General features: G+C 63.8%; 23 protein-coding genes. 14 read left to right on the top strand and 9 right to left on the bottom strand.

The window, feature by feature from the left end; translation table 11 throughout:
* The first annotated feature begins 9 nt into the window (after positions 1-9).
* On the top strand, positions 10-795 hold the full coding sequence (locus N5A92_RS20260; RefSeq protein WP_260905828.1) for an ATP-binding cassette domain-containing protein: 786 nt from the start codon (positions 10-12) through the stop codon (positions 793-795).
* 21 nt (positions 796-816) lie between these two features.
* On the opposite strand, the gene N5A92_RS20255 is transcribed toward N5A92_RS20260, so the two are convergent.
* Positions 817-1,614 (bottom strand): response regulator, encoded by a 798-nt coding sequence (locus N5A92_RS20255; protein ID WP_260905826.1) that lies wholly within the window; start codon positions 1,612-1,614, stop codon positions 817-819.
* Positions 1,615-1,817: 203 nt separating this feature from the next.
* On the opposite strand from N5A92_RS20255, the gene N5A92_RS20250 reads away from it, so the two are divergent.
* The 6 genes from N5A92_RS20250 (at position 1,818) to N5A92_RS20225 (ending at position 5,964) form a co-directional block, all read left to right on the top strand.
* The gene (locus tag N5A92_RS20250) at positions 1,818-2,021 is read left to right on the top strand and encodes a NepR family anti-sigma factor (RefSeq protein WP_260906036.1); all 204 of its coding nucleotides are present in this window, start codon (positions 1,818-1,820) and stop codon (positions 2,019-2,021) included.
* Between the two features lie 2 nt (positions 2,022-2,023).
* A complete protein-coding gene (locus N5A92_RS20245; protein ID WP_260905824.1) occupies positions 2,024-2,566 on the top strand; it encodes a sigma-70 family RNA polymerase sigma factor in 543 nt (180 codons plus the stop codon).
* 231 nt (positions 2,567-2,797) lie between these two features.
* Positions 2,798-3,895, top strand: coding sequence for a PRC-barrel domain-containing protein (locus tag N5A92_RS20240; RefSeq protein ID WP_260905823.1), 1,098 nt, complete (start codon positions 2,798-2,800; stop codon positions 3,893-3,895).
* 200 nt (positions 3,896-4,095) lie between these two features.
* The gene (locus N5A92_RS20235) at positions 4,096-5,028 is read left to right on the top strand and encodes a VOC family protein (protein WP_260905822.1); all 933 of its coding nucleotides are present in this window, start codon (positions 4,096-4,098) and stop codon (positions 5,026-5,028) included.
* A gap of 4 nt (positions 5,029-5,032) precedes the next feature.
* Positions 5,033-5,671 carry an alpha/beta hydrolase gene (locus N5A92_RS20230; protein WP_260905820.1) on the top strand — a complete coding sequence of 213 codons (639 nt, stop codon included), beginning with the start codon at positions 5,033-5,035 and terminating at the stop codon, positions 5,669-5,671.
* Positions 5,668-5,964, top strand: a complete 297-nt coding sequence (locus N5A92_RS20225; RefSeq protein WP_260905818.1) for a GNAT family N-acetyltransferase — start codon at positions 5,668-5,670, stop codon at positions 5,962-5,964. The genes N5A92_RS20230 and N5A92_RS20225 overlap by 4 nt, the downstream gene beginning before the upstream one ends.
* Positions 5,965-5,986: 22 nt before the next feature.
* Here N5A92_RS20225 and N5A92_RS20220 read toward each other — a convergent pair whose 3' ends face one another.
* The 5 genes from N5A92_RS20220 to ectA are packed head-to-tail and all read right to left on the bottom strand — an operon-like array spanning position 5,987 to position 10,762.
* Entirely contained in the window at positions 5,987-7,477 is a 1,491-nt protein-coding gene (locus tag N5A92_RS20220) for an aspartate kinase (protein WP_260905816.1), read from the bottom strand.
* Positions 7,478-7,494: 17 nt separating this feature from the next.
* On the bottom strand, positions 7,495-8,427 hold the full coding sequence (gene thpD / locus N5A92_RS20215; RefSeq protein WP_260905815.1) for an ectoine hydroxylase: 933 nt from the start codon (positions 8,425-8,427) through the stop codon (positions 7,495-7,497).
* Positions 8,428-8,471: 44 nt separating this feature from the next.
* Positions 8,472-8,870 carry an ectoine synthase gene (locus tag N5A92_RS20210; RefSeq protein ID WP_260905813.1) on the bottom strand — a complete coding sequence of 133 codons (399 nt, stop codon included), beginning with the start codon at positions 8,868-8,870 and terminating at the stop codon, positions 8,472-8,474.
* 6 nt (positions 8,871-8,876) lie between these two features.
* Positions 8,877-10,166, bottom strand: coding sequence for a diaminobutyrate--2-oxoglutarate transaminase (gene ectB / locus N5A92_RS20205; RefSeq protein ID WP_260905812.1), 1,290 nt, complete (start codon positions 10,164-10,166; stop codon positions 8,877-8,879).
* A gap of 50 nt (positions 10,167-10,216) precedes the next feature.
* Positions 10,217-10,762 carry a diaminobutyrate acetyltransferase gene (gene ectA / locus N5A92_RS20200; RefSeq protein ID WP_260905810.1) on the bottom strand — a complete coding sequence of 182 codons (546 nt, stop codon included), beginning with the start codon at positions 10,760-10,762 and terminating at the stop codon, positions 10,217-10,219.
* 192 nt (positions 10,763-10,954) lie between these two features.
* Between ectA and N5A92_RS20195 the strand changes: the two genes are divergently transcribed.
* The 4 genes from N5A92_RS20195 (at position 10,955) to groL (ending at position 16,484) form a co-directional block, all read left to right on the top strand.
* A complete protein-coding gene (locus N5A92_RS20195; protein WP_260905809.1) occupies positions 10,955-11,431 on the top strand; it encodes a MarR family winged helix-turn-helix transcriptional regulator in 477 nt (158 codons plus the stop codon).
* A gap of 133 nt (positions 11,432-11,564) precedes the next feature.
* The gene (locus N5A92_RS20190; RefSeq protein ID WP_260905807.1) at positions 11,565-14,108 is read left to right on the top strand and encodes a TIGR02302 family protein; all 2,544 of its coding nucleotides are present in this window, start codon (positions 11,565-11,567) and stop codon (positions 14,106-14,108) included.
* Positions 14,109-14,495: 387 nt separating this feature from the next.
* On the top strand, positions 14,496-14,810 hold the full coding sequence (gene groES / locus N5A92_RS20185) for a co-chaperone GroES (protein ID WP_260905806.1): 315 nt from the start codon (positions 14,496-14,498) through the stop codon (positions 14,808-14,810).
* 45 nt (positions 14,811-14,855) lie between these two features.
* On the top strand, positions 14,856-16,484 hold the full coding sequence (gene groL / locus N5A92_RS20180; protein WP_260905805.1) for a chaperonin GroEL: 1,629 nt from the start codon (positions 14,856-14,858) through the stop codon (positions 16,482-16,484).
* A gap of 54 nt (positions 16,485-16,538) precedes the next feature.
* On the opposite strand, the gene N5A92_RS20175 is transcribed toward groL, so the two are convergent.
* Genes N5A92_RS20175 through N5A92_RS20165 form a run of 3 tightly spaced genes read right to left on the bottom strand, consistent with a single transcriptional unit; the run spans position 16,539 to position 18,156 of the window.
* The gene (locus tag N5A92_RS20175; RefSeq protein WP_260905804.1) at positions 16,539-16,904 is read right to left on the bottom strand and encodes a response regulator; all 366 of its coding nucleotides are present in this window, start codon (positions 16,902-16,904) and stop codon (positions 16,539-16,541) included.
* 59 nt (positions 16,905-16,963) lie between these two features.
* Positions 16,964-17,506 (bottom strand): hypoxanthine phosphoribosyltransferase, encoded by a 543-nt coding sequence (gene hpt, locus N5A92_RS20170; protein ID WP_260905803.1) that lies wholly within the window; start codon positions 17,504-17,506, stop codon positions 16,964-16,966.
* A gap of 8 nt (positions 17,507-17,514) precedes the next feature.
* The gene (locus N5A92_RS20165) at positions 17,515-18,156 is read right to left on the bottom strand and encodes a hypothetical protein (protein ID WP_260905801.1); all 642 of its coding nucleotides are present in this window, start codon (positions 18,154-18,156) and stop codon (positions 17,515-17,517) included.
* 177 nt (positions 18,157-18,333) lie between these two features.
* Here N5A92_RS20165 and ftsE point away from each other — a divergent pair, with 177 nt between their 5' ends.
* From ftsE to N5A92_RS20150, 3 genes are all read left to right on the top strand, one after another.
* Complete coding sequence (gene ftsE / locus N5A92_RS20160) at positions 18,334-18,993, top strand: cell division ATP-binding protein FtsE (RefSeq protein ID WP_260905799.1); 660 nt, start codon at positions 18,334-18,336, stop codon at positions 18,991-18,993.
* Positions 18,986-19,984 (top strand): cell division protein FtsX, encoded by a 999-nt coding sequence (locus tag N5A92_RS20155; RefSeq protein WP_260905798.1) that lies wholly within the window; start codon positions 18,986-18,988, stop codon positions 19,982-19,984. The genes ftsE and N5A92_RS20155 overlap by 8 nt, the downstream gene beginning before the upstream one ends.
* 77 nt (positions 19,985-20,061) lie before the next feature.
* Complete coding sequence (locus N5A92_RS20150; RefSeq protein WP_260905796.1) at positions 20,062-20,763, top strand: YdcF family protein; 702 nt, start codon at positions 20,062-20,064, stop codon at positions 20,761-20,763.
* The last annotated feature ends 33 nt before the right edge of the window (positions 20,764-20,796 follow it).

The raw sequence follows: 20,796 nt of genomic DNA, 5'->3' as shown, positions 1-20,796 counted from the left end.
GAGGGAGCGATGGCCGAGAACACGCCGCTCGTCGAGATGAAGAACATCTCCATCGCCTTTGGCGGCATCCATGCGGTGGAGGACGTGTCCATCGACCTTCATGCCGGCGAGGTGGTGGCGCTTGTCGGGCACAACGGCGCCGGCAAGTCGACGCTGATCAAGATCCTCTCGGGCGCCTACACGCGCGATGCCGGCACCATCCTGGTCAACGGCAAGGAGGCGCAGATCAGCAATCCGCGCGATGCCAAGAAATACGGCATCGAAACCATCTATCAGACGCTGGCGCTGGCCGACAATGTAGACGCGGCCGCCAATCTCTTCCTCGGGCGCGAGCTCATGACCACTTGGGGCACGCTTGACGACGTGGCGATGGAATCGGAAACGCGCAAGGTCATGGGCCGGCTCAACCCGCGCTTCCAGCGCTTCAAGGAGCCGGTGAGCCGGCTTTCGGGCGGACAACGGCAATCAGTGGCAATCGCCCGTGCCATCTATTTCGACGCGCGCATCCTCATCATGGACGAGCCGACGGCGGCGCTGGGGCCGCAGGAGACGGCGCAGGTCTCCGACCTGGTGCGCCAGCTCAAGCAGGAAGGCATCGGGATCTTCCTCATCAGCCACGATATCCACGACGTCTTCGACCTCGCGGACCGGGTGGTGGTGATGAAGAACGGACAAGTGGTCGGCACGGCCCGCCCCGGCGAAGTGACCGAGGACGACGTGCTCGGCATGATCATCCTCGGCAAATGTCCACCGGGTGCCGTGCCGGGACCCGGCGCGCTGCAAATGGCCGCCTGAGGCGGCCGGGCGCCCGCCAAGTCAGGCGGCCGCCGCCTTTGCCTGTTGATCGAAAAACAGTGCCTGGCTTATGAGCGCCTTCACCATATCGGGATTGAAGGGCTTGGTGACGAGGAAGGCCGGCTCCGGCCGCTCACCGGTCAGAAGCCGCTCGGGAAACGCAGTGATGAAGATGATGGGGACCGGGTGGGTCTCCAGGATTTCGTTGACCGCGTCTATGCCGGAGCTGCCGTCGGCGAGGTGAATGTCGGCCAGCACCATGCCTGGCCTCTTCTCCCGGAACAGCTCGACCGCTTCTTGGTGGGTACGCGCCGTGCCAATGGCACGATGGCCGAGGCTTTCAACCAGCTCCTCGATATCCATGGCAATCAGCGGCTCGTCCTCGATAATCAAGATATCGGTCGCCACCTGACGCGAAATCTCATCGCTAGCCTCTCTCAGAAGCGTGTTCAGGCGTTCTTCCTCCACATCCAGGATTTCCGCAGCCTCCTCGGTGTCAAACCCCTCGACCGCAACCAGTAGAAAGGCCTGCCGGGGCCGCGGCGAGAGAGCAGATAAATTTGCGATAGCGTGCTGTTCCCACGCGGTCGTGGGCTGCGCCTCTGGCATGTGGATCTTCAGGGTTCCGAAAAGCTTGGCAAAAAGCTTGAACAGCGCAATGCGATCGCTCGAGGCTTCGGGAAAGATCGACGTGTCGGCAATCAGCGCCTCAAGGGTTGCCGCAACCAGCGCATCGCCGCTGGTTTGCGATCCGGAGACGGCGCGGGAGAACCTCCGCAGATAGGGTAAATGCGGGGCAATTTTCGCTGACAAGCTCATGCTGTTTTGGTCTCCCTCTGCGAATGGAAGCTGGATATTCGACAAATGACTGGTTTCAACGCCGGTGCTGACAAAAAGTTCCCGCCGCCGTGGAACAAATCCGCTCTCTTAACGTTCCCGTCCGAATTTGCGCAACAGCAGGCAAAATGCATGATGAGAAATACAGAACGGAACCGGGGTGCCAAACGGGCGTTGGAAAGGGCATGAAGTATCAAACTGAAAAGAAACGTGATTCCGGGGCACAGCGAGCCGCTTCCGACCCTCTGGGGCCTAACTCGGAAATAGGCCGGAAGCTCCGGCAGTATTACGACGATCTGATTTCGGAGGAGATTCCAGACCGTTTCAGCCAGTTGCTAAGCGAACTCGAGGGGGAGGAACAGACTCAATCAGCGACAAAAGAGGATTGAGCATGTCCGCGACACTGAGTTTCCGCAACGGCTTGTTGGCGGCGGTGCCAACGTTACGGGCTTTCGCGGTCTCGCTTGCTAAAAACGCCGATCGGGCAGATGACCTCGTCCAGGAAACACTGGTCAAGGCATGGGACAAGCAGGACAGCTTCCAGCCCGGCACGAACTTGAAGGCCTGGCTGTTCACCATCCTGCGCAACGAGTTCTACTCGCAAATGCGCAAGCGAAAGCGTGAGGTGGAGGACGCGGACGGGGCGATGACGGCGCAGCTTTCCGTACATCCAAGCCAGGAGGGCTCAACCGACCTGGCAGATTTCCGCAAGGCGCTGGAACTGCTTCCGGAAGACCAGCGCGAGGCGATTATCCTGGTCGGCGCTTCCGGCTTCTCCTACGAGGAAGCCGCGGAAATCTGCGGTTGCGCGGTGGGCACGATCAAAAGCCGCGTCAGCCGTGCGCGGTCGCGGCTTCAGGAAATTCTCGGGATCGAGGGGGAACGCGATTTCGCTCCCGGTTCGATTGCCATCCATACAACGAACGTCGCCTGAGCGGCGCGGGACCGACAGCTTCCATCGCTCTATGATATTGACCGGACGCACCCACTGTCCCGTCGAGGAAGAATTGCGGGCAATGAGAAGACGTGGTTCACGCTCGCTGGTCGTGGAACTGTTTCGAACGCATCGACGTTTACGGGCGGAGTGGCCGCGCAGCCAATCCTTACATGCCAGTTCGGTCGGCTGCGCGGCCATGTACAGAAAACTGCACATGGAGAGCTTATCATGATCCGCAACCTTTTGGCGACCACTGCGATCGCTACCCTGATTACTACTGGCGCGGTCGCTCAGACAACGCAACCCACCGATCCGGCCGCGACGGATCAGCAGCCGGTGGAAATGACAATTCGCGCAGAGGGCCATCTGGCTTCCAACATCATCGACGAGGCCGTCTATAGCAGCACCGGCGAGGACGCCCAGAATATCGGTTCCGTCCGCGATCTGGTGCTCGACCAGGAAGGTAAGATCGAAGCCATCGTCGTCGGCGTCGGCGGCTTTCTCGGCATCGGCCAGAAGGAAGTGGCGCTCCAATACGATCTTATTCAGTGGGAGGAGCAGCCGGACGGCGAGCGCAGGCTCGTAGTCGAGACAACGGAAGATGCGCTGAGGGCACAGCCGGAGTTCGACCGGGCGGCCTATCGACCGATGCCGGCTGATGCGGATGTCGCCGAAACCAAGCCCGCTACGAAGGAAGACCTGGCCGCGGCGCCGCCACCGGATGAGGGTGCCCAGGACACCGCCGGTACGGACGATACAGCCATGGCCCCGGCGGACGAGCAGACCGGTGACACCGCAGCAACAGCTCCGACTGACGAGCAGGCCGGCGAGACGACGGCTGCAACGCCGGCCGACGAGCAGGCTGGCGATGACCAGACCGCCACGGCTGAGGACCGCCAGGACCGTCCCGCCGAGGACACCGCCGCGATGACGGAGGAACGTCTGGCGGACGAGACTGACCCCACCCAGACCGGGGCCGTTGATCGCAGCCAGCTGCAGAACGCTCAGCCCGACCAGATCAGGGCCGAGAATCTCACCGGCACCACGGTGTACGGTGCCAATGAGGAGAATGTCGGCGAGATCGGCGACGTCGTCCTGACGCCGGAAGGCGAAGTGGACGCGATCATCGTCGATGTCGGCGGGTTCCTGGGCATCGGCCAGAAGGAGGTCGCTATCGGCATGGATAATCTGGCCTTCATGACAGACGAGAACGGCGACCTATATCTCTACACCGACTTCACCCAGCAGGAACTCGAAGCGCAGCCGGAGTACAATGAATCGACGTACGCCGAGCAGCGCGATGAGATGCGCTTGCTGAACCAGTAGGACGAAGGCCGCATCCGCGGCAACAAAGGGCCCCGCACCGCTCTCCGGTGCGGGGCCTTTATTATTTCTTGGCGTGAACGGTAGGAAGGTGGACACTGTCGCCGAGAGGAAGACAGTCCTTATCCGGACAGACGCTTTCAGCGCCGGGCCGCGCTGCTCCATATGGGTCACGCGGACCATCCAACCGAAGGAGCGGCATCATGCTCGACACTATCGAAGGCATTCATCACATCACCTCCATGGCGAAGGAAGCCGCCAGGACCGACAGCTTCGCTACCAAGGTGCTGGGGCTGCGCCGGGTCAAGAAGACGGTGAATTTCGATGCGCCGGACGTCTATCATCTGTACTACGCCAACGGCATCGGCCAGCCGGGCACGGTGCTGACATATTTTCCTTTCCCTAACATCGTTCACGGCACGCGTGGGGCGGGCGAGGTCGGCACCACGGTCTTTTCGGTTCCCGAAGGCAGCCTCGATTTCTGGGAGAAGCATCTCGGCGCAAATACGGTGAGCGGGCTGCGGCGTGCGTCACGCTTCGACGAAGAGCGTCTTTACTTCGACGGCGCGGATGGCGACGGCTTCGCGCTGGTGGAGGTGGCGCAGGACGCCCGCCAGCCTTGGGCCGGTGCCGGCGTTCCCGCCGAGCATGCCATCCGCGGTTTCCACTCCGCATCGCTGACGCTCAACGATAGCGCGGGGACCGGCGCACTTCTGGAGCTGATGGGCTTCAAGAATGTCGCGGAGGACGGCAACGTCCGTCGCATGGTGCGCACCGGCGGCAACGGCGCCGATGTCATCGACCTGGAGACGGACCGGAAGGTGGCGGCGGCGCGTCAAGGTGCCGGCTCGGTGCATCACATCGCCTTCGCCGTTGCCGACAGCACGGCGCAACTGGAGGTGCGCGAGGCGCTGGTGGCGGAAGGATTCGGCGTCACACCCGTAATCGACCGCGACTATTTCCTCTCCATCTACTTCCGGGCGCCGGGCGGCGTGCTGTTCGAGATCGCCACCAACGATCCGGGCTTTGCCCGCGACGAGGACATGGAGCATCTGGGCGAGGCGCTGAAGCTGCCCCGACAGCACGCGCATTTGAGACCCCACCTGGAAAGCCACCTGCCGCCGATCGGAGGGTAGAGCGATGTCAGCCGACGCCTACCAGCACTACAGCGCACCCGCCGGACCGGGCCGGCCGCTGCTCTTCGTTTTTCACGGCACGGGCGGCGATGAGCACCAGCTTCTATCGATGGCCGAAACGGTATTGCCGGGTGCCGGCATCGTCGCGCCGCGCGGCGACGTCAGCGAGCAGGGCGCGGCGCGCTTCTTCCGGCGTACGGGCGAAGGTGTCTATGATATGGACGACCTTGCGCGTGCGACGGAGAAGATGAGCGGCTTCGTCAACGCTCATGTAGCGGCGCAGAAGCCGAGCGCCGTCCTCGGCCTCGGCTATTCCAACGGCGCCAATATCCTTGCAACGGTCATCTTTGCCGATCCGGCGCTGTTCGAAGCGGCGGTGCTGATGCACCCGCTTATTCCCTTCCAGCCGCGCATCGGCGCTGGAACGTTCAAGGCGCGACTGCTGCTGACGGCTGGCCGCAACGACCCGATCTCCCCCTCGACGCTGACCGACAGGCTGATGGCATATCTGGGCGCCGCCGCCCCCGGGAGCGAGATCATGTGGCACGAGGGCGGGCACGAGGTACGGCCGGAGGAACTGACGGAGGCCAGGCGCTTTCTCGCCCCCTATGCGGAAAAGGCTGGGCCGGAGGCGGGCGAATGACGTTCGATCCATCGCATATTCATTTCCAGGATCTGGGCAGCAAGGGCCGCTATGTTTATGCCGCCGATGGGAAGGAGGCCGAAATGACCTTCACAAAGATCGGCACCAGCCAGATCATCATCGATCACACGGAGGTTCCGACGTCCTTCCGGGGTCAGGGCGTCGGCGAGGGGCTGGTGTTGCATGCGGTGGAGGCTGCACGCAGAGACAGCGTGAAGATCAGGCCGCTCTGCCCGTTTGCAGCTGCTCAGTTCCGCCGGCATCCCGAGTGGCAGGACGTTTTGGCGCGGTAAGCCGGCGGAGTGAGCGGAACCCTCAGGCGGCTTTTGCCAGGCGCGGGCTTTCCTCCGCCTCGACGAAAGCGTGATGCAGCGTCTTTACGGCTTGCTCCCGATCCTCGCTCACCACCATGAACTGCACGTCGACCCCGCGCCCTGTCTCCTGCGCGGAGATCGGCTCGATGCCGGCCTCGTAGAGCGCCGTCAGCCCCTTGAGCATGACGTTGAGACCCTTCAGATCGCGCCCGATGACCGACACCATCCCGGCGCGGCGGGTTGTGATGCGAGCCAAGGGATGGCGCTCCGTCAGGTCGCGCTCAATGCGGCGCACGGTCTTCAGCGGCGCCTCGATATGATGGACAATCGAATTTGCATTGGACACCTTGGACACGATGCGCGCCCTGTGCCGCGTCAGAACGTCGAGGATGGCCGCGTCATACCCCTTCACGCCGACCATATCCTGCTCGAACAACTCCAGCGTGGTGACGGGCAATCCGGTGACCATCTCAACGCCGGGCCTGTCCGCAGGCTCGGCGTCAATCAGCGTGCCGGGGTCGTGCGGCTCGAAGGCGTTGGCGACGCGTAAGGGGACGCCCGCCTGGCGCAGCTTCTTCGCCGCCTTCGGATGGATCGCCTCCATGCCCATGTTGGAGAGCTGATCGGCGACATCGTAATTAGTGCGGCCGATCTTGCGCACATTCTCCGCCCCCACAAGGCGCGGGTCCGCGCTTGAAAGGTGGAACTCCTTGTGGATGATCGCCTCGCGTGCGCCGGTAAGGGCTGCGATTGTGGCGAAAGTGACCTCGGAATAGCCGCGGTCGAACTCGCGCATCAGCCCCTCGCGGCACTGCGCGTAGCCGGTGACGATGGGCAGTTCGCGCGCGAGGTCCACCTCGGCGAAGGCCGTTTCGATGCGCTCGTCGAGGTCCGGCTGGGCTTCGTCGCGCCAGCCTGTCAGGTCGACGAGGCGCGCGTTGACCCCGTGGCGGCGCAAAAGTAGGGCCAGATTATTCGCCGAATGCGCTTCTCCCAATGCCGACAGCATCTCACGGATGGTCTGCATATGCTCGACGAGCTGGAAATGCCCGTAAGAGCACAGGCGCTGCAGATCGATCAGGCAGCCGCGCGCGCCTTCGATGCGTTCGCGCACGAAATCATCAGCGGTCTGCCGGTCGCCGGCATGATCGAACATCCCGGCGTTGATCTCGCGCATGGCGCGGCTGACCTCGCTCAGCGCGTCCATCCATCCATGTTCGTTGTCGGCATGGGCAAACTGCGCGTAGACGCCGGCCTTGCCCGACTTCTTGTGTTCGAGCAGCTTGTCCGTGATGCCGCCGAAGGCTGAGACCACGAAGACGCGGTTATAGAGCGCCTCGCCCTCGCGCGTGCCGATCAGGATCGTGTCGAGCAACTCGCGCGCCCGGCTCATTGATGTGCCGCCGATCTTCTCGACGGTATGGCTGCGGGCCGCGCTCGCAGGCACGCCGCGATCCACCGCGGCGCGTGCTTCTTCCGCTCGTTGTGTCATGATTTGAGCCGTCTCTCCTAAACCAGCTTGCCGGATGCAATCTCGATGGCCTTGGTCTCGCCGCGTTCGGCCAGGAAGTCGGGCCGCGGTTTCTTGGCGCCGAAGGGCTCCTCGAGCTGGTTGGAAATGGCGTTGAACACGAAAAAGGCGTTCGAACGGGCGAAAGGTGTGATGTTGCCGTTCGAGCCATGCATCGTGTTGCAGTCGAACAGCACCAGCGTCCCCGCCTTGCCGGTGGCTGCGTGGATGCCATGCTCGCTGCCAAGCTTCGTCAGGGCCTCATGCGAGGGCACGCCCACCTCCTGCTTCTTGAGCGACGCCTTGTGGTTGTCCTCGGGCGTTTCGCCGGCACAGGCGATGAAATGCTTGTGCGAGCCGGGCATCAGCATCAAGGGGCCGTTGAGCGCATCGTTGTCCGTCAGAAGCAGCGAGGCAGAGACGGCGCGCATGCGCGGCATGCCGTCCTCGGCGTGCCAGGTCTCGAAGTCGGAGTGCCAGTAGAACTCCTTGCCGGTGAAGCCCGGCTTATAGTTGAGCCTCGACTGGTGGACGTAGACGTCGTCGCCGAGCAGGAAGCTGGCGATGCCGGCGATGCGGCGGTCGCGCGCCAGCCGGTTGAAGAGCGGGCTCTGCTCCGGCAGCTTGAAGACCGTACGCACCTCGTCGGAGCCTGGCTCCGTGATGACACTGCCGTCCATCAGTTCGCGCTCACCACCGCGCAGGGCAGCCGATTCGGCCATCAGCGCTTTCACTTCCTCTTCCGAGAAGAGGTCCTTGAGCACCAGGAAGCCGTCACGGTCGAACTGGTCGGCCTGCTGTGCGGTCAGGGGAGCATCGGGACGCCATTGGCTCCAGACGGTCTTGTCCTGACGCGGCAGCCAGCGTTCTTCCGGCAGGCGACTCGGATATGGGTCCTGTCTTCGCTCGGCGGATTGGGTGATTGCAGACATCTTTTTCTCCTTCTTCTTTTGGTTTCTGCCGGCGTGGCTTTAAATCACGCCGACTCGGCCTCCAGTGCGTAGGAGCCATCGTCCTTGTGAACTTCGTTGCCCGTCACGGGCGGGTTGAAGACACATGCCATGATCATGGGCTTCTCCGCGTCGGCGCGGAGAATGTGCTTGTCGTTCTTGTCGAGGGCGTAAACCACGCCGGGTTTTATCCGGTGGACCTCACCCGTCGTGCAGTCCTCGATAGAGCCGGTGCCATCGACACAGTAGACGCTTTCGAGGTGGTTCTTGTAGTGCATTTCAAGCTCGGCGCCGGCATAGATGGTGGTGATGTGGAAGCTGAAGCCCATGCCGTCCGACTTCAGAAGCAGCCGCACGCTGTCCCAGCCCTTTGAGAAGACATGGCGCTCCGTGTTCTTGGCCTCGTTCAGGTCACGCACGATCATCGATGTTCACTCCGCTGCAATTTTTGTGGACTGGGCAATTTCGCTCACGGCCTCTTCAAGGATGTCAAGGCCGCGGGCAAAGGTCTTCTCGTCGATGGTCAGCGGCGCCAGGACCTTGACCACCTCGTCATGGGCGCCCGAGGTCTCGATGACGAGGCCATTCTCGAAGCAGCGGGTGCAGATCTCGCTTGCCAGCCGGCCGGAGCCGACATCAATACCGAGCATCATGCCCCTGCCCTTCAAGCGTGCAGAGGGCAGGCATTCGGCGATTTTCGCGAGCCGCGATTTCAGGTAGACGGCACGCTCCGTCACCGTCTCCTGAAAGCTGTTGTCCGCCCAGAACTTCTCCAGCGCCGCGCGCGCGGTGACGAAGGCATGGTTGTTGCCGCGGAAAGTGCCATTGTGCTCGGCCGGACCGAACACGTCGTAATCCGGCTTCACCAGCAGCGCGGCGAAGGGCAAACCAAAGCCCGACAACGACTTCGCCATGGTGATGATGTCCGGCTCCACGCCCATCTCCTCGAAAGAGAAGAAGGGGCCGGTGCGGCCGCAGCCAGCCTGGATGTCGTCGACGATGAAGAGCGCACCATGAGCGCGGGAGATTTCGGCGATACGGCGTACCCAATCACGCGAGGCGGCGTTCAGACCGCCCTCCCCCTGAACGGTTTCCAGGATGACCGCCGCCGGCGGCTCGATACCGCTGGACGGCTCGGCCAGCATGCGGTTGAGGAAATCGGCGGTGTCGATGTCCTCGCCCATCGCACCCTCGAAGGGCATGCGGGTCACACCGGTGAGCGGCAGGCCGGCGCCGCCGCGATGGTATCCGTTGCCGGTGGCGGCGAGCGCGCCGAGCGTGACGCCATGGAAGCCATTGGTGAAGGCGATGACGTTGGTGCGTCCCGTTACCTTGCGGGCGAGCTTCAGCGCCGCCTCGACGGCGTTGGCGCCCGTCGGGCCCATGAACATCATGCGATGGTCCATGCCGCGCGGCTTCAGGATGATGCTCTCGAAAGCTTCCAGGAAGGCCGCCTTGGCACTGGTGTGCATGTCGAGGCCGTGCGTTACGCCGTCGCCGGTGATGTAATCGACGAGGGCGCTCTTCATGTCGGGATCGCTGTGGCCGTAGTTGAGCGAGGAGCAGCCGGCCAGGAAGTCGATATAGTCGCGGCCGTCGCTGCCGGTGAGCGTGGCGCCCTGCGCCTTCTCGAACACAACGGGGAAGCTGCGGCAATAGCTGCGTGCGGCGGACTCGCGCCGTTCAAAGATAGCTTTATCGTCCGTTCGTACGGTCGTCATGATATTCCCTTCGGGTTGAATGTCTTAGGTGGCGTTGCATCGGGGCCGGCTCAGGCCGCGTTGCGCGCCTCCTCGGGCAGCGCGATCGTCACCATGTGTTCGGTGGCGTGCTCCCCGTCGAAATGGGCATCCCTGCGGAAATAAGGCTCGCTCTTCAGCTTCGTGCCCTGACTGCGGGCGAAGGAATTGAAGAGGGCCCAGCTTGCCGCATTGTCGGATGTGATGGTGGTCTTGAGGCCGCGCACCTCCGCGCAGGCCGTGCGTCCCAAGAGGGCGGTGAGCATCCGCTTGGCGATGCCCTGGCCCTGGGCGCTTTCGTCTACGGCGACCTGCCAGATGAAGAGGACAGACGGGTCATCCGGCAACAGGTAGCCGGAAACCCAGCCAACGATGGCGCCGTCGGCCTTCCGCTCGGCGACTATGCATGTATCGCTGAAATGGTCGCACTGGAGCAGATTGCAATAGAGGGAGTTTTCGTCGAGGGGATCGCAGGATCTGATGAGGCGCCAGACGGCCGTGCCATCCTCGGTGTGGGGCGTGCGAAAGGCGACCTGGCTGGATCGTTTTCGAACAAGTTCGATGTTTTCGGTGTGCATGGTCCTCTCTCCTGAAGCGGGGCCGGATATTACGATTGACGAAGGATATTTCAACCGGTGCAGCAGGAATTTCTGCCTTCCTTCCCAGCCAAAGCGCGCTTTCTCACTGATTCTGCGGGAAAATTCATTCGCTAATCAAAACATATTTTTTCTGCTATCAAAGGTCATCGCTCTCTCTGACGAAGCTGCCACATGGAAAACCGCACCCAGACCAGCCTCATTGCGCTCAGACGAATCCTGCGGGCGACGGAGCTCAATGCCCGAACCCTGGCGCGCGCGACGGGGCTGACGACGCCGCAGCTCATCGTGCTGGAGATCGTCGCTGCCGCTGGGCGCCTTACGCCGAAGGATATCGCCGCGAGAGCCGGTGTCGGCCAGGCGACGGCGACCGCGCTGGTCGACAAGCTGGAGGCGCGTGGGCTGGTGACGCGCACGCGCGGCGAGCAGGACCGGCGCGTCGTGTGGGTGGCGCCGACGGAGGCCGGCCTGGAGATGCTCAAGGCGGCGCCCGACCCGCTGCAGCGCACATTTTCCGAGCAGTTCGAGGCGCTGCCCGACTGGGAGCAGGCAATGGTCGTGGCGGCGCTGGAAAAGGTGGGTGCCATGCTGAATGCCGGCACGATAGATGCCTCCCCGCTTCTTGATGTCGGCGCGGTCGACCGCAAGTAGCGGTATTGGAGGACAAGGACGACGCAGGCCGGCATCTTTTGTTTGTGTCGCCTCGCCTTCGCCGCGTTTGGTGCTATCTTAGGGAAGCAGGGCGCGCCGCATCGGGCCGTGCGCCCGGCAGTCTGGACGCATAATGGCCGAGCACCACTTCATCGATCGCCCCATGTCCGGGCTCCTCGCCCGGCTGACACGGACACGCGCGGTCGTGCGCGGCGTGATCCTTGTTGAACGCCTGTGGCCGCTCGTCCTGCCGCTCGTGGTGGTGACGAGCCTGTTCCTGAGCCTTTCGTGGTTCGGCGCTTTCCGCTTCCTGCCGGATTGGGCGCGGCTCGGCCTGCTGGCGCTGTTGGCAATTGCCGCGCTTGCCTCGCTATGGCCGCTGAGGCTGTTTCGCATGCCCATGGCAAGCGAGATCGACCGGCGCATAGAGCGGGCGAACCTGCTCGAGCATGCGCCGGTCTCCGTGCAATCCGACCGGCTGGCCGGCCGCGGCGATGGGGATGCCTTTGCCTCCGCACTATGGCGCGAGCACCAGAAACGGATGGCCGAGCGGCTTTCGCGCCTGCATGGCGATCTGCCGCAAACGTCCGTTCCCGAGCGCGACCCGTGGGGATTGCGCGCTGCCGCGGCCCTGTTGTTCGTTACCGCACTTGCCTATTCGACCGGGCCCTATGGCGGACGCATCATCGATGCGTTCCAGCCTCCGGCACGAACGGACGTCGCGCCGGCGCGCATCGACGCCTGGGTCACCCCGCCGCCCTATACGGGGCGCGCACCTATCTTCCTGACGGCCGACGCTAACCGCGAGCGGCGGGACTTCGCCGTGCCGCAGAACAGTACCGTGGCCGTGCGCGTGAGCGGCGGCTCAGGCCAAGAGGCTCTGTCCTTCACTGACGCGGGCGGCGCGGAACGGGCAATCGAGCCAGAGGGCGAGGCGGATCAGGTAGGCGGGGCGCTGCGGTTTTCCGAAACGCTCACCGGTGCAGGCACCGTCAGCCTTTCGGATGGCGGGCGGGAGGTGGAGCACTGGCAATTCTCGGTGGTGCCCGACACGCCGCCCCAGATCCGCTTTACCGAGGAGCCCAAGCGCGCGGTCAACGGGGCGCTGGAACTGGCCTACGAGATCGAGGACGACTACGGCGCAGTGAGTGCCGAGGCACAGTTCACACTGTCTGAGCCGAAGCCGGATGCGCGGCCGCTTTACGGGGCGCCGGAAATGCCCCTCTCCGTACCGAGCCGCGGCAACCGCGAAGGGGCGGCAGGCAAGACTTCGCGGGACCTGAGGGAGCACCCGTGGGCAGGGCTACCCGTGGATCTCACGCTTTCGGCCACCGACGCGGCCGAGCAGACGGGCGAGAGCGAACCCAGGACCTTCGTCCTGCCGCAACGGCCCTTCACCAACCCGCTGGCCCAGGCGCTGATCGAGCAGCGGCGCATTCTTGCGCTCGACAAGAACCAGCAGGAACGCGTCCTGTCGCTCATGGATGCCGTGCTCCTGTGGCCGGAGGAGACGTTCGACGAGCCGTCACATTTCCTGCTGATTTCGGCCGCCCGCTCAAGCCTCGGAGCCGCCGATGGGGATGAGGCGCTGCGGGCGGTGGTGGACGACCTGTGGGAGATCGCGCTGATCATAGAGGACGGCGACCTCACCGCCGCCGAGCGGCGCCTGCGCCAGGCCCAGGAAGCACTGCGGCAGGCGCTCGAAGACGGGGCGAGCGACGAGGAGATCGAGCAACTGATGGACGAGCTGCGCACGGCGATGCAGGAGTACCTGCGCGAGTTCGCGGAACGCGCCATGCAGAACCAGGATTTCGCCGAGAGCCAGGACGGCGAGATGATGCAGCAGAGCGACCTGGAGCGCATGCTCGACCAGATCGAGGAGCTGGCCAAGTCGGGTGCGCGCGAGCAGGCGCAGGATCTTCTCTCTCAGCTCGAAAACATGATGAACAACCTGCAGGCTGGTCGGCAGCAGCAGGGCCAGGGCAGCGGGCAGCAGTCCGAGATGCGCCAGCAGATGGACCAGCTGGGCGAGATCATGCGCCGCCAGCAGGAATTGATGAACGAGACCTTCCGCCTCGACCAGCAGCAGCGCGGCCAGCAAGGTCAACAAGGCCAGCAGGGGCAGCAAGGTCAACAGGGTCAGCAAGGCCAGGGCCAAGGGGGCCAAGGCATGTCGCCGGAGGAGCTTGCCGAGGCGCTTCGCAATCTGCAGGAGGGACAGGGCGGCCTGCGGGGCGACCTGCAAAGCCTGATGGAGGGGCTCCAGGGCCTGGGCATCCAACCCGGCGAGGGTTTCGGCGAAGCCGGTGAGGCGATGGAGGGAGCCGAAGGCGCACTCGGCGAAGGCCAGGGCGAGCGCGCCGTCGGCGAGCAGGGCCGCGCGCTGGAAGCGCTGCGGCGCGGCGCACAGGACATGATGAGCCAGATGCAGCAGGCGATGCGCGGCCAGCAGGGCGAAGGCCAGCAGGGCGGCCGCCAGAACCGGGCGGGAAGGGATCCACTGGGTCGTCCGCGCGCGACAACCGGGCCGGACTTCGGCGATTCCGTCGATGTACCAGATGAGATCGACACGCAGCGCGCCCGCGAAATCCTCGAGGCCATCCGCCGCCGTCTGGGCGATGCGCTGAGCCCTGAGCTGGAGCGCGAGTATCTGGAGCGGCTGCTCGACATGCAGTGAGGCAGGGTGCCGAGCGCCCTCGTGGTTCGACAAGCCCACCATGAGGGCTACCGAGAGGTCGCCGTTGCTGTCTACGCCATGAACCCATGGCCGCATCTTCAGGCGCATGGCCCAAGATCAAAGGGCATTTAACACTACAGTAGCCCCTGGTGAGCCTGTCGAACCACGAGGGCGCTTGGCGAAGGAGGACGGCAAAAGAGTTGGATGCCCGTGCACGGAAGGTTTTTGGCACTCTCGATGGGTGAGTGCTAATTTTTCCCTTTCCGCCCCTTGAACGGGAACTTTTTTGCGACCAAATTTTCTTCGCGCGGTGCCGCAATGGGCCGCGTGCCGCGCCGGAGGGGCCGGCGCGGGAGGTGCTTCAACCGCTGTCTTTAGGAGGAAGACATGGAGTTCCGCCCTTTGCATGACCGCCTGCTCGTCCGCCGCATCGAATCGGAGGAGAAAACGGCGGGAGGGGTCATCATTCCCGACACCGCGAAGGAAAAGCCGCAGGAAGGCGAGGTGCTCGCCGTCGGTCCCGGTGCTCGCACCGACAATGGCGAGCTCTTGCCGCTGGAGGTGAAGGTTGGCGACCGCATTCTCTTCGGCAAGTGGTCGGGCACGGAAATTCGCCTAAAGGGCGAGGACCTTCTCATCATGAAGGAGAGCGACGTGCTCGGTATCATCGAGGCCGAGGCCTCGGCAAGAAGGGCCGCCTGAGCGCGCCCGTACGGTCGTTGATGCTGCCTATTGAGGAGTATTGAAATGGCTGCCAAAGATGTAAGATTCCACGCTGACGCGCGCGAGCGCATGCTCAGAGGCGTCGATATTCTCGCCAATGCGGTGAAGGTGACGCTGGGTCCCAAGGGCCGCAACGTCGTTCTCGATAAATCCTTCGGCGCGCCAAGGATCACCAAGGACGGCGTGACCGTCGCCAAAGAAATCGAGCTCGAGGACAAGTTCGAGAACATGGGCGCGCAGATGGTGCGCGAGATCGCGTCCAAGACCAGCGACGCGGCCGGCGACGGCACCACCACGGCCACGGTTCTCGCCCAGTCGATCGTGCAGGAGGGCGCCAAGGCGGTTGCCGCCGGCATGAACCCGATGGACCTGAAACGCGGCGTCGACAAAGCTGTCGCCGCGGTTGTGGAGGAACTGAAGAAAAATGCCCGCCAGGTCACCCGCAACGACCAGATCGCGCAGGTGGGCACCATCTCGGCCAACGGCGACCGCGAGATCGGCAATTTCCTTGCCAAGGCCATGGAGAAGGTGGGTAACGATGGCGTCATCACGGTCGAGGAGGCCAAGACCGCCGAGACAGAACTCGAAATCGTCGAGGGCATGCAGTTCGACCGCGGTTACCTCTCCCCCTATTTCATCACCGATCAGGACAAGATGCGCGTCGAGCTCGAGGATCCTTACATTCTGATTTACGAGAAGAAGCTGTCCAACCTGCAGGCCATCCTGCCGGTTCTCGAAAGCGTCGTGCAGTCGTCCAAGCCGCTGCTCATCATCGCCGAGGATGTCGAGGGCGAAGCCCTTGCGACCCTCGTCGTCAACAAGCTGCGTGGCGGCCTGAAGGTGGCTGCCGTCAAGGCGCCGGGCTTCGGCGACCGCCGCAAAGCGATGCTGCAGGACATCGCCATCCTCACCGGCGGCACCGCCATCTCAGAGGACCTGGGCATCAAGCTGGAGAACGTGACGCTGGAGATGCTGGGTCGGGCGAAGCGGGTGCTGGTGGAAAAGGAAAACACCACCATCGTTGACGGCGCCGGCTCAAAGGACGAGATCGAGGGCCGCGTTGGCCAGATCAAGGCGCAGATCGAGGAGACCACCTCCGACTACGACCGCGAGAAGCTGCAGGAGCGGCTGGCGAAGCTCGCCGGCGGCGTCGCCGTCATCCGCGTCGGCGGCTCGACCGAGGTGGAGGTGAAGGAGCGCAAGGACCGCGTCGACGACGCGATGCACGCCACACGCGCGGCGGTGGAGGAAGGTCTTCTGCCGGGCGGCGGCGTGGCGCTACTGCGCACAGCCAAGGCGCTGGAAGGCCTCGCAGTCGACAACCACGACCAGCAGGTGGGCGTAAATATCGTACGCCGCGCCATTGAGACGCCTGTCCGGCAGATCGCCGAGAACGCTGGCGCGGAAGGCTCCATCGTGGTCGGCCGTCTGCGCGAGAGCGGGGACTTCGGCCATGGCTGGAATGCACAAACCGGCGAATACGGCGACCTCTATGCCATGGGCATCGTCGACCCGCTGAAGGTGGTGCGCACGGCACTGCAGGATGCGGCCTCCGTAGCCGGCCTCCTGATCACCACGGAGGCGATGGTTGCCGAACGGCCGAAGAAGGAAGCCCCGCCGCAGATGCCTGCCGGCGCTGGGATGGACTTCTGATCCAGGTCGTCTTAGTCGAGAAAGGCGGCGCGGCTGGTTTTTGGCCGCGCCCCTTCACGCCGCCAGCGCCTCGCCCACACGTTCACGGATCTCAGCCAGCGTGAAGGGCTTGTTCACCACGCCTTTCACTGTGCCTTCGAGCTCGGCGGCGCGCTCGCGCTGATCGGCGAAGCCGGTCATCAGGAGGAGGCGCAGGCTCGGAAAAGTGCTTGCCGCGGCGCGCGCCATCTCTATGCCGTCCATTGCCGGCATGCGGATGTCGGACAGCACCAGGTCGAACCTGCCTGCCGCTTCCTCGATCTTCTGAAGCCCCTCCACCCCGTCTTCCGCAGTCTCGACCGAGTGGCCGGCGGCGGCGAGGGCGCGGGCGGTAAAGGAGCGGACGGAGAGGTCGTCTTCAACGATCAGCAGTCTAGCCATGCCGCAATTGTCGCTATCAATTGTTAATAGTTCACTGAACGCGAGCCAGCCAAAAAGGTTCAGGCGTCGCCTTTCACCACGCCGACGAAGGGAAGCTCGCGGAAGGCGTGCGCCACGTCCATCCCGTAGCCGACGACGAAGTAGTCCGGACATTCGAAGCCCACAAAATCGGCGTCCAGGCTCGCCTGGCGACGTGAGTGCTTGTCGAGCAGAACGGCGATGGAGACGGATCTGGCGCCGCGCGACAGCATCAGGTCGCGTGTATATTTGAGCGTCTTGCCGGACTCCAGGATGTCGTCGATCAGGAGGATGTCGCGGCCCTTCACATCGTTGTCGATGTCGCGCAGGACCTTGATCTCGCCGCTTGTGGTTCCCGCCCCGTAGCTGGAGATCATGATGAACTCGACCTCCGGCGAGATGCCCGCATCGTGCATTGCGCGGATCAGATCGGCGGCGAAGATGAAGGAGCCTTTCAGCACTGAAACGACCAGCAGGTCGTTATAGTCGCGCGCTGCCACCTCCTTGGCGAGCTCCAGGTTGCGCTGCGCGATCGCCGAGGCGGAGAAGAGAACTTCGATTTCCTTGCCGCGTACAACAGGCATTGTTGGCGCTACTCCCTGAACGTCACCGAGACCGACTTCACGCCATCCTTAGGAGCGGCAAGCCGGCTGGAGAAGGCGAAGCGGTCGCCGGCCGCGAGCTGCTTGCCGCTTGTCCCCAGGAAATAGTGGGTCGTGTGGCCTTCCATGTCCAGCACGTTGACGGACAGGTCGGGCAGGCGTTCGGTCGCACCACCTTCATTGACCGCCTCCCCGTCGATCAGCAACAGGGCACTTCCGCCGGTGCTCTCGATCCGGCTTTCCAGCTCGACGATGCGCAAGGCGGACGCAGAGCTTTGCGCCCACATGGGCGACACATGGTCGAGCGCAGCATGGCCACCGGAGACCCAGAAAGCGCCGGCCACGGCGAGAAGGACGAATGCGCAAAAGGCCGAACTACCGAGCGAAAGGCGTCGTTCCGACGTGTGGTACGCGCCGCGACGCAGCATATCGAGACCGGTGGGAGGCACTGTTGCCACCATCGCCGATGCCGCTCCGGCAGCTGGCCGCGGGGCCAGCGTCTCGTATTCGGCCTCGACGATGTCGACAAATGGGCTGGAGACGGCATCGAGCGGACCCGGGCCTCCGGCAGCAGGCTCTCCCTCGACGATGATTTCGCCCGAGACGGGCGCTCGACTTCGTTTTTCGGGCATTTGGGCAGAAACCGTTCTTTCGTCGCCGGCCGTTCTTGGCTAAATCAAAATGGTTAATGCTTCGCCATTTGCGGTTTTCGCGGTCATGTTAACCGTTGGTTTACCATGCGCCTCGAAGGTCGGGTTCGCACCGGCGGAAGCTTGTCCGCTCCACGCCCAGCACGCAGGTCGCCTCACGTGATTCGTTTCGAGAATGTAGGCCTCAGATACGGGATGGGTCCGGAGGTGCTCCGCGACGTCTCCTTCCATCTGCCCGAGCGTTCGTTCCAGTTCCTGAGCGGACCGTCGGGGACAGGCAAGACGACGCTCCTGCGCCTGCTCTTCATGTCGCTGAAACCCACGCGCGGCCTCATCACCATTTTCGGCAAGGACCGCTCGCGCATCACTAGGCAGGAGCTGCCGCTCCTGCGCCGGCGCATCGGCGTGGTGTTTCAGGATTTCCGGTTGCTCGACCATATGACGACCTATGAGAACGTTGCGCTGCCGCTGCGCGTGCGCGGGCGCGACGAGACCAGCTATCGCGGCGACGTGGTCGAGCTTCTGAAATGGGTTGGGCTGGGCGACCGCATGCACGTGCTGCCGCCGGTGCTTTCGGGCGGCGAGAAGCAGCGCGCCGCCATTGCCCGCGCCCTCATCGAACAGCCGCGCATCCTGCTTGCGGACGAGCCGACAGGCAACGTGGACCCGCAGCTCGCCCGCCGGCTTCTGCGCCTGCTGATCGAGCTCAACAGGATGGGAACCGCCGTCGTCATCGCCACCCACGATATTGGCCTGATGGAACAGGTGGAGGCACGGCGCATGGTGCTCTCGGGCGGAAGGCTGGAAATCTATGACTAAAGCCAAAGCCGTGAAAGCGCCGCATCCGGCCGTCAAGCTGAAGGAGAGGGTCAGCGCCGGCGTTCGCCAGCAGGCCGCCAAGACGCTGGCGCGCAAGCAGACCCCCATCGTGCCGCCCGACAACGTTGCCGCACGGGCGATGGTCCTCGTCGTCGCCATTATGACATTCCTTTCGTGCCTGACGCTGGGCGCGGTAACTCTAGTGCGCGACACTGCCGCTACATGGCAGACGCAGATCGCGCGCGAGGCGACGATCCAGATCAAGCCGGCGGACGGGCTGGATATGGAGGCGGCGCTCGCAGACGCGCGCAACATCGCCGCTGGCTATCGCGGCGTGCGCAGCGCCAGCATCGTCGATCGGCAGGCGACGGCGCGTCTCCTCGAACCGTGGCTGGGAGCGGGGCTCGACATCGACGAGTTGCCGGTGCCCAGGCTCATCATTGTCACCATCGATCCCATCGAGCGGCCGGATTTCGCCGCCATGCGCGCCGAGCTGGCGGAGGCTGTGCCGAATGCCGCACTCGACGATCACCGCACGTGGGTGGACCGGCTGGTGGCGATGGCGCGCACCACTGTGACCATCGGCATGGCCGTTTTGGCGCTCATGCTCTCTGCGACGGCGCTGACGGTGATCTTCGCCACGCGCGGCGCCATGGCGGGCAACGGCCATGTTATCGAAGTCATGCACTTCGTGGGGGCGGAGGCGCCGTTCATCGCGCGAGAGTTCCGCCGGCACTTCCTTCTGGCCGGATCGCGCGGCGCTGCCGCCGGCGGGGCGGCCGCCATCATCGTCTTCGTGTTGTTCTCCTGGTGGTCCTCGCACAATGTCGCAACGCCGCAGGGCGACCAGACGGCGGCACTGTTCGGCAATTTCGCCATCGGCACGTCCGGTTATCTTGGCGTAGCGCTGGTGGTGATCCTGATCGCCGTGCTGACGGCGGCGACGTCGCATGTCACGGTCGTGGCTCATTTGAAGCGTATTGAGACGTAGGCGCGGTGCAAATCTTTTTGCTCCATGGCGCTCGTGAGGACTATCCCTCGCCGTATTTGGGCGTTAACCATGCGAATATGAGCGAGATTGCGGGCATGTCGGCCAAGGCTGATTCGCAGCGTCGCCGGGGGCGGTTGCTGTTGCGCATGGGCATAGCAGCCCTTGCTACCTGTGCTTTTGCCTTCGTGCTCGGCCTTATCCTCTTCCTCGATCACGTGGCGGACCTTGAGGCGCCGCCCGAATTGCAGGCGGCGGACGGCATCGTCGTCCTCACCGGCGGCCAGTCGCGCATCGATACCGGGCTCCACCTGCTGAAAGCAGGCAAGGGCAAGCGCCTGCTCATCAGCGGCGTCAACCCCATGGCCCGGCGCGACGATCTCCGGCTTGCCACCGGCGGCGACAGAAACCTTTTCAACTGCTGCATCGATATTGACCGGGTGGCGCTGAATACCATCGGCAACGCGGAAGAAAGCGCCAAATGGGCGAGCGCCAACACCTATGGCAGCATTATCGTCGTGACCAACAACTACCATATGCCGCGCAGCCTCCTGGAGATGCGGCGCATCCTGCCGGAGGCAGATCTGCAACCCTATCCGGTGGTCAACACTCCGCTTTCCGGCAGCGCGTGGCTTGCCAATCCCGACGCTCTGCGCGTTCTCGTCATCGAATATACGAAGTATGTGGCCGCGCTGGCGCGTGGTCTCGTGTCGACCTCGCATCCCGAGCCCATCCTTCACGACGTGCACGTCGAGGACATGAGCACGGTCGTGCGGAAATAGGCGGTCTTTTTCATTCTCTCCTTTGCAGACTTT

Source organism: Chelativorans salis, assembly GCF_025336525.1.
GTDB lineage: Bacteria > Pseudomonadota > Alphaproteobacteria > Rhizobiales > Rhizobiaceae > Chelativorans > Chelativorans salis.
Note: the sequence above shows the minus strand (reverse complement) of the source record. Positions and strands in the feature narration are given on the sequence as shown.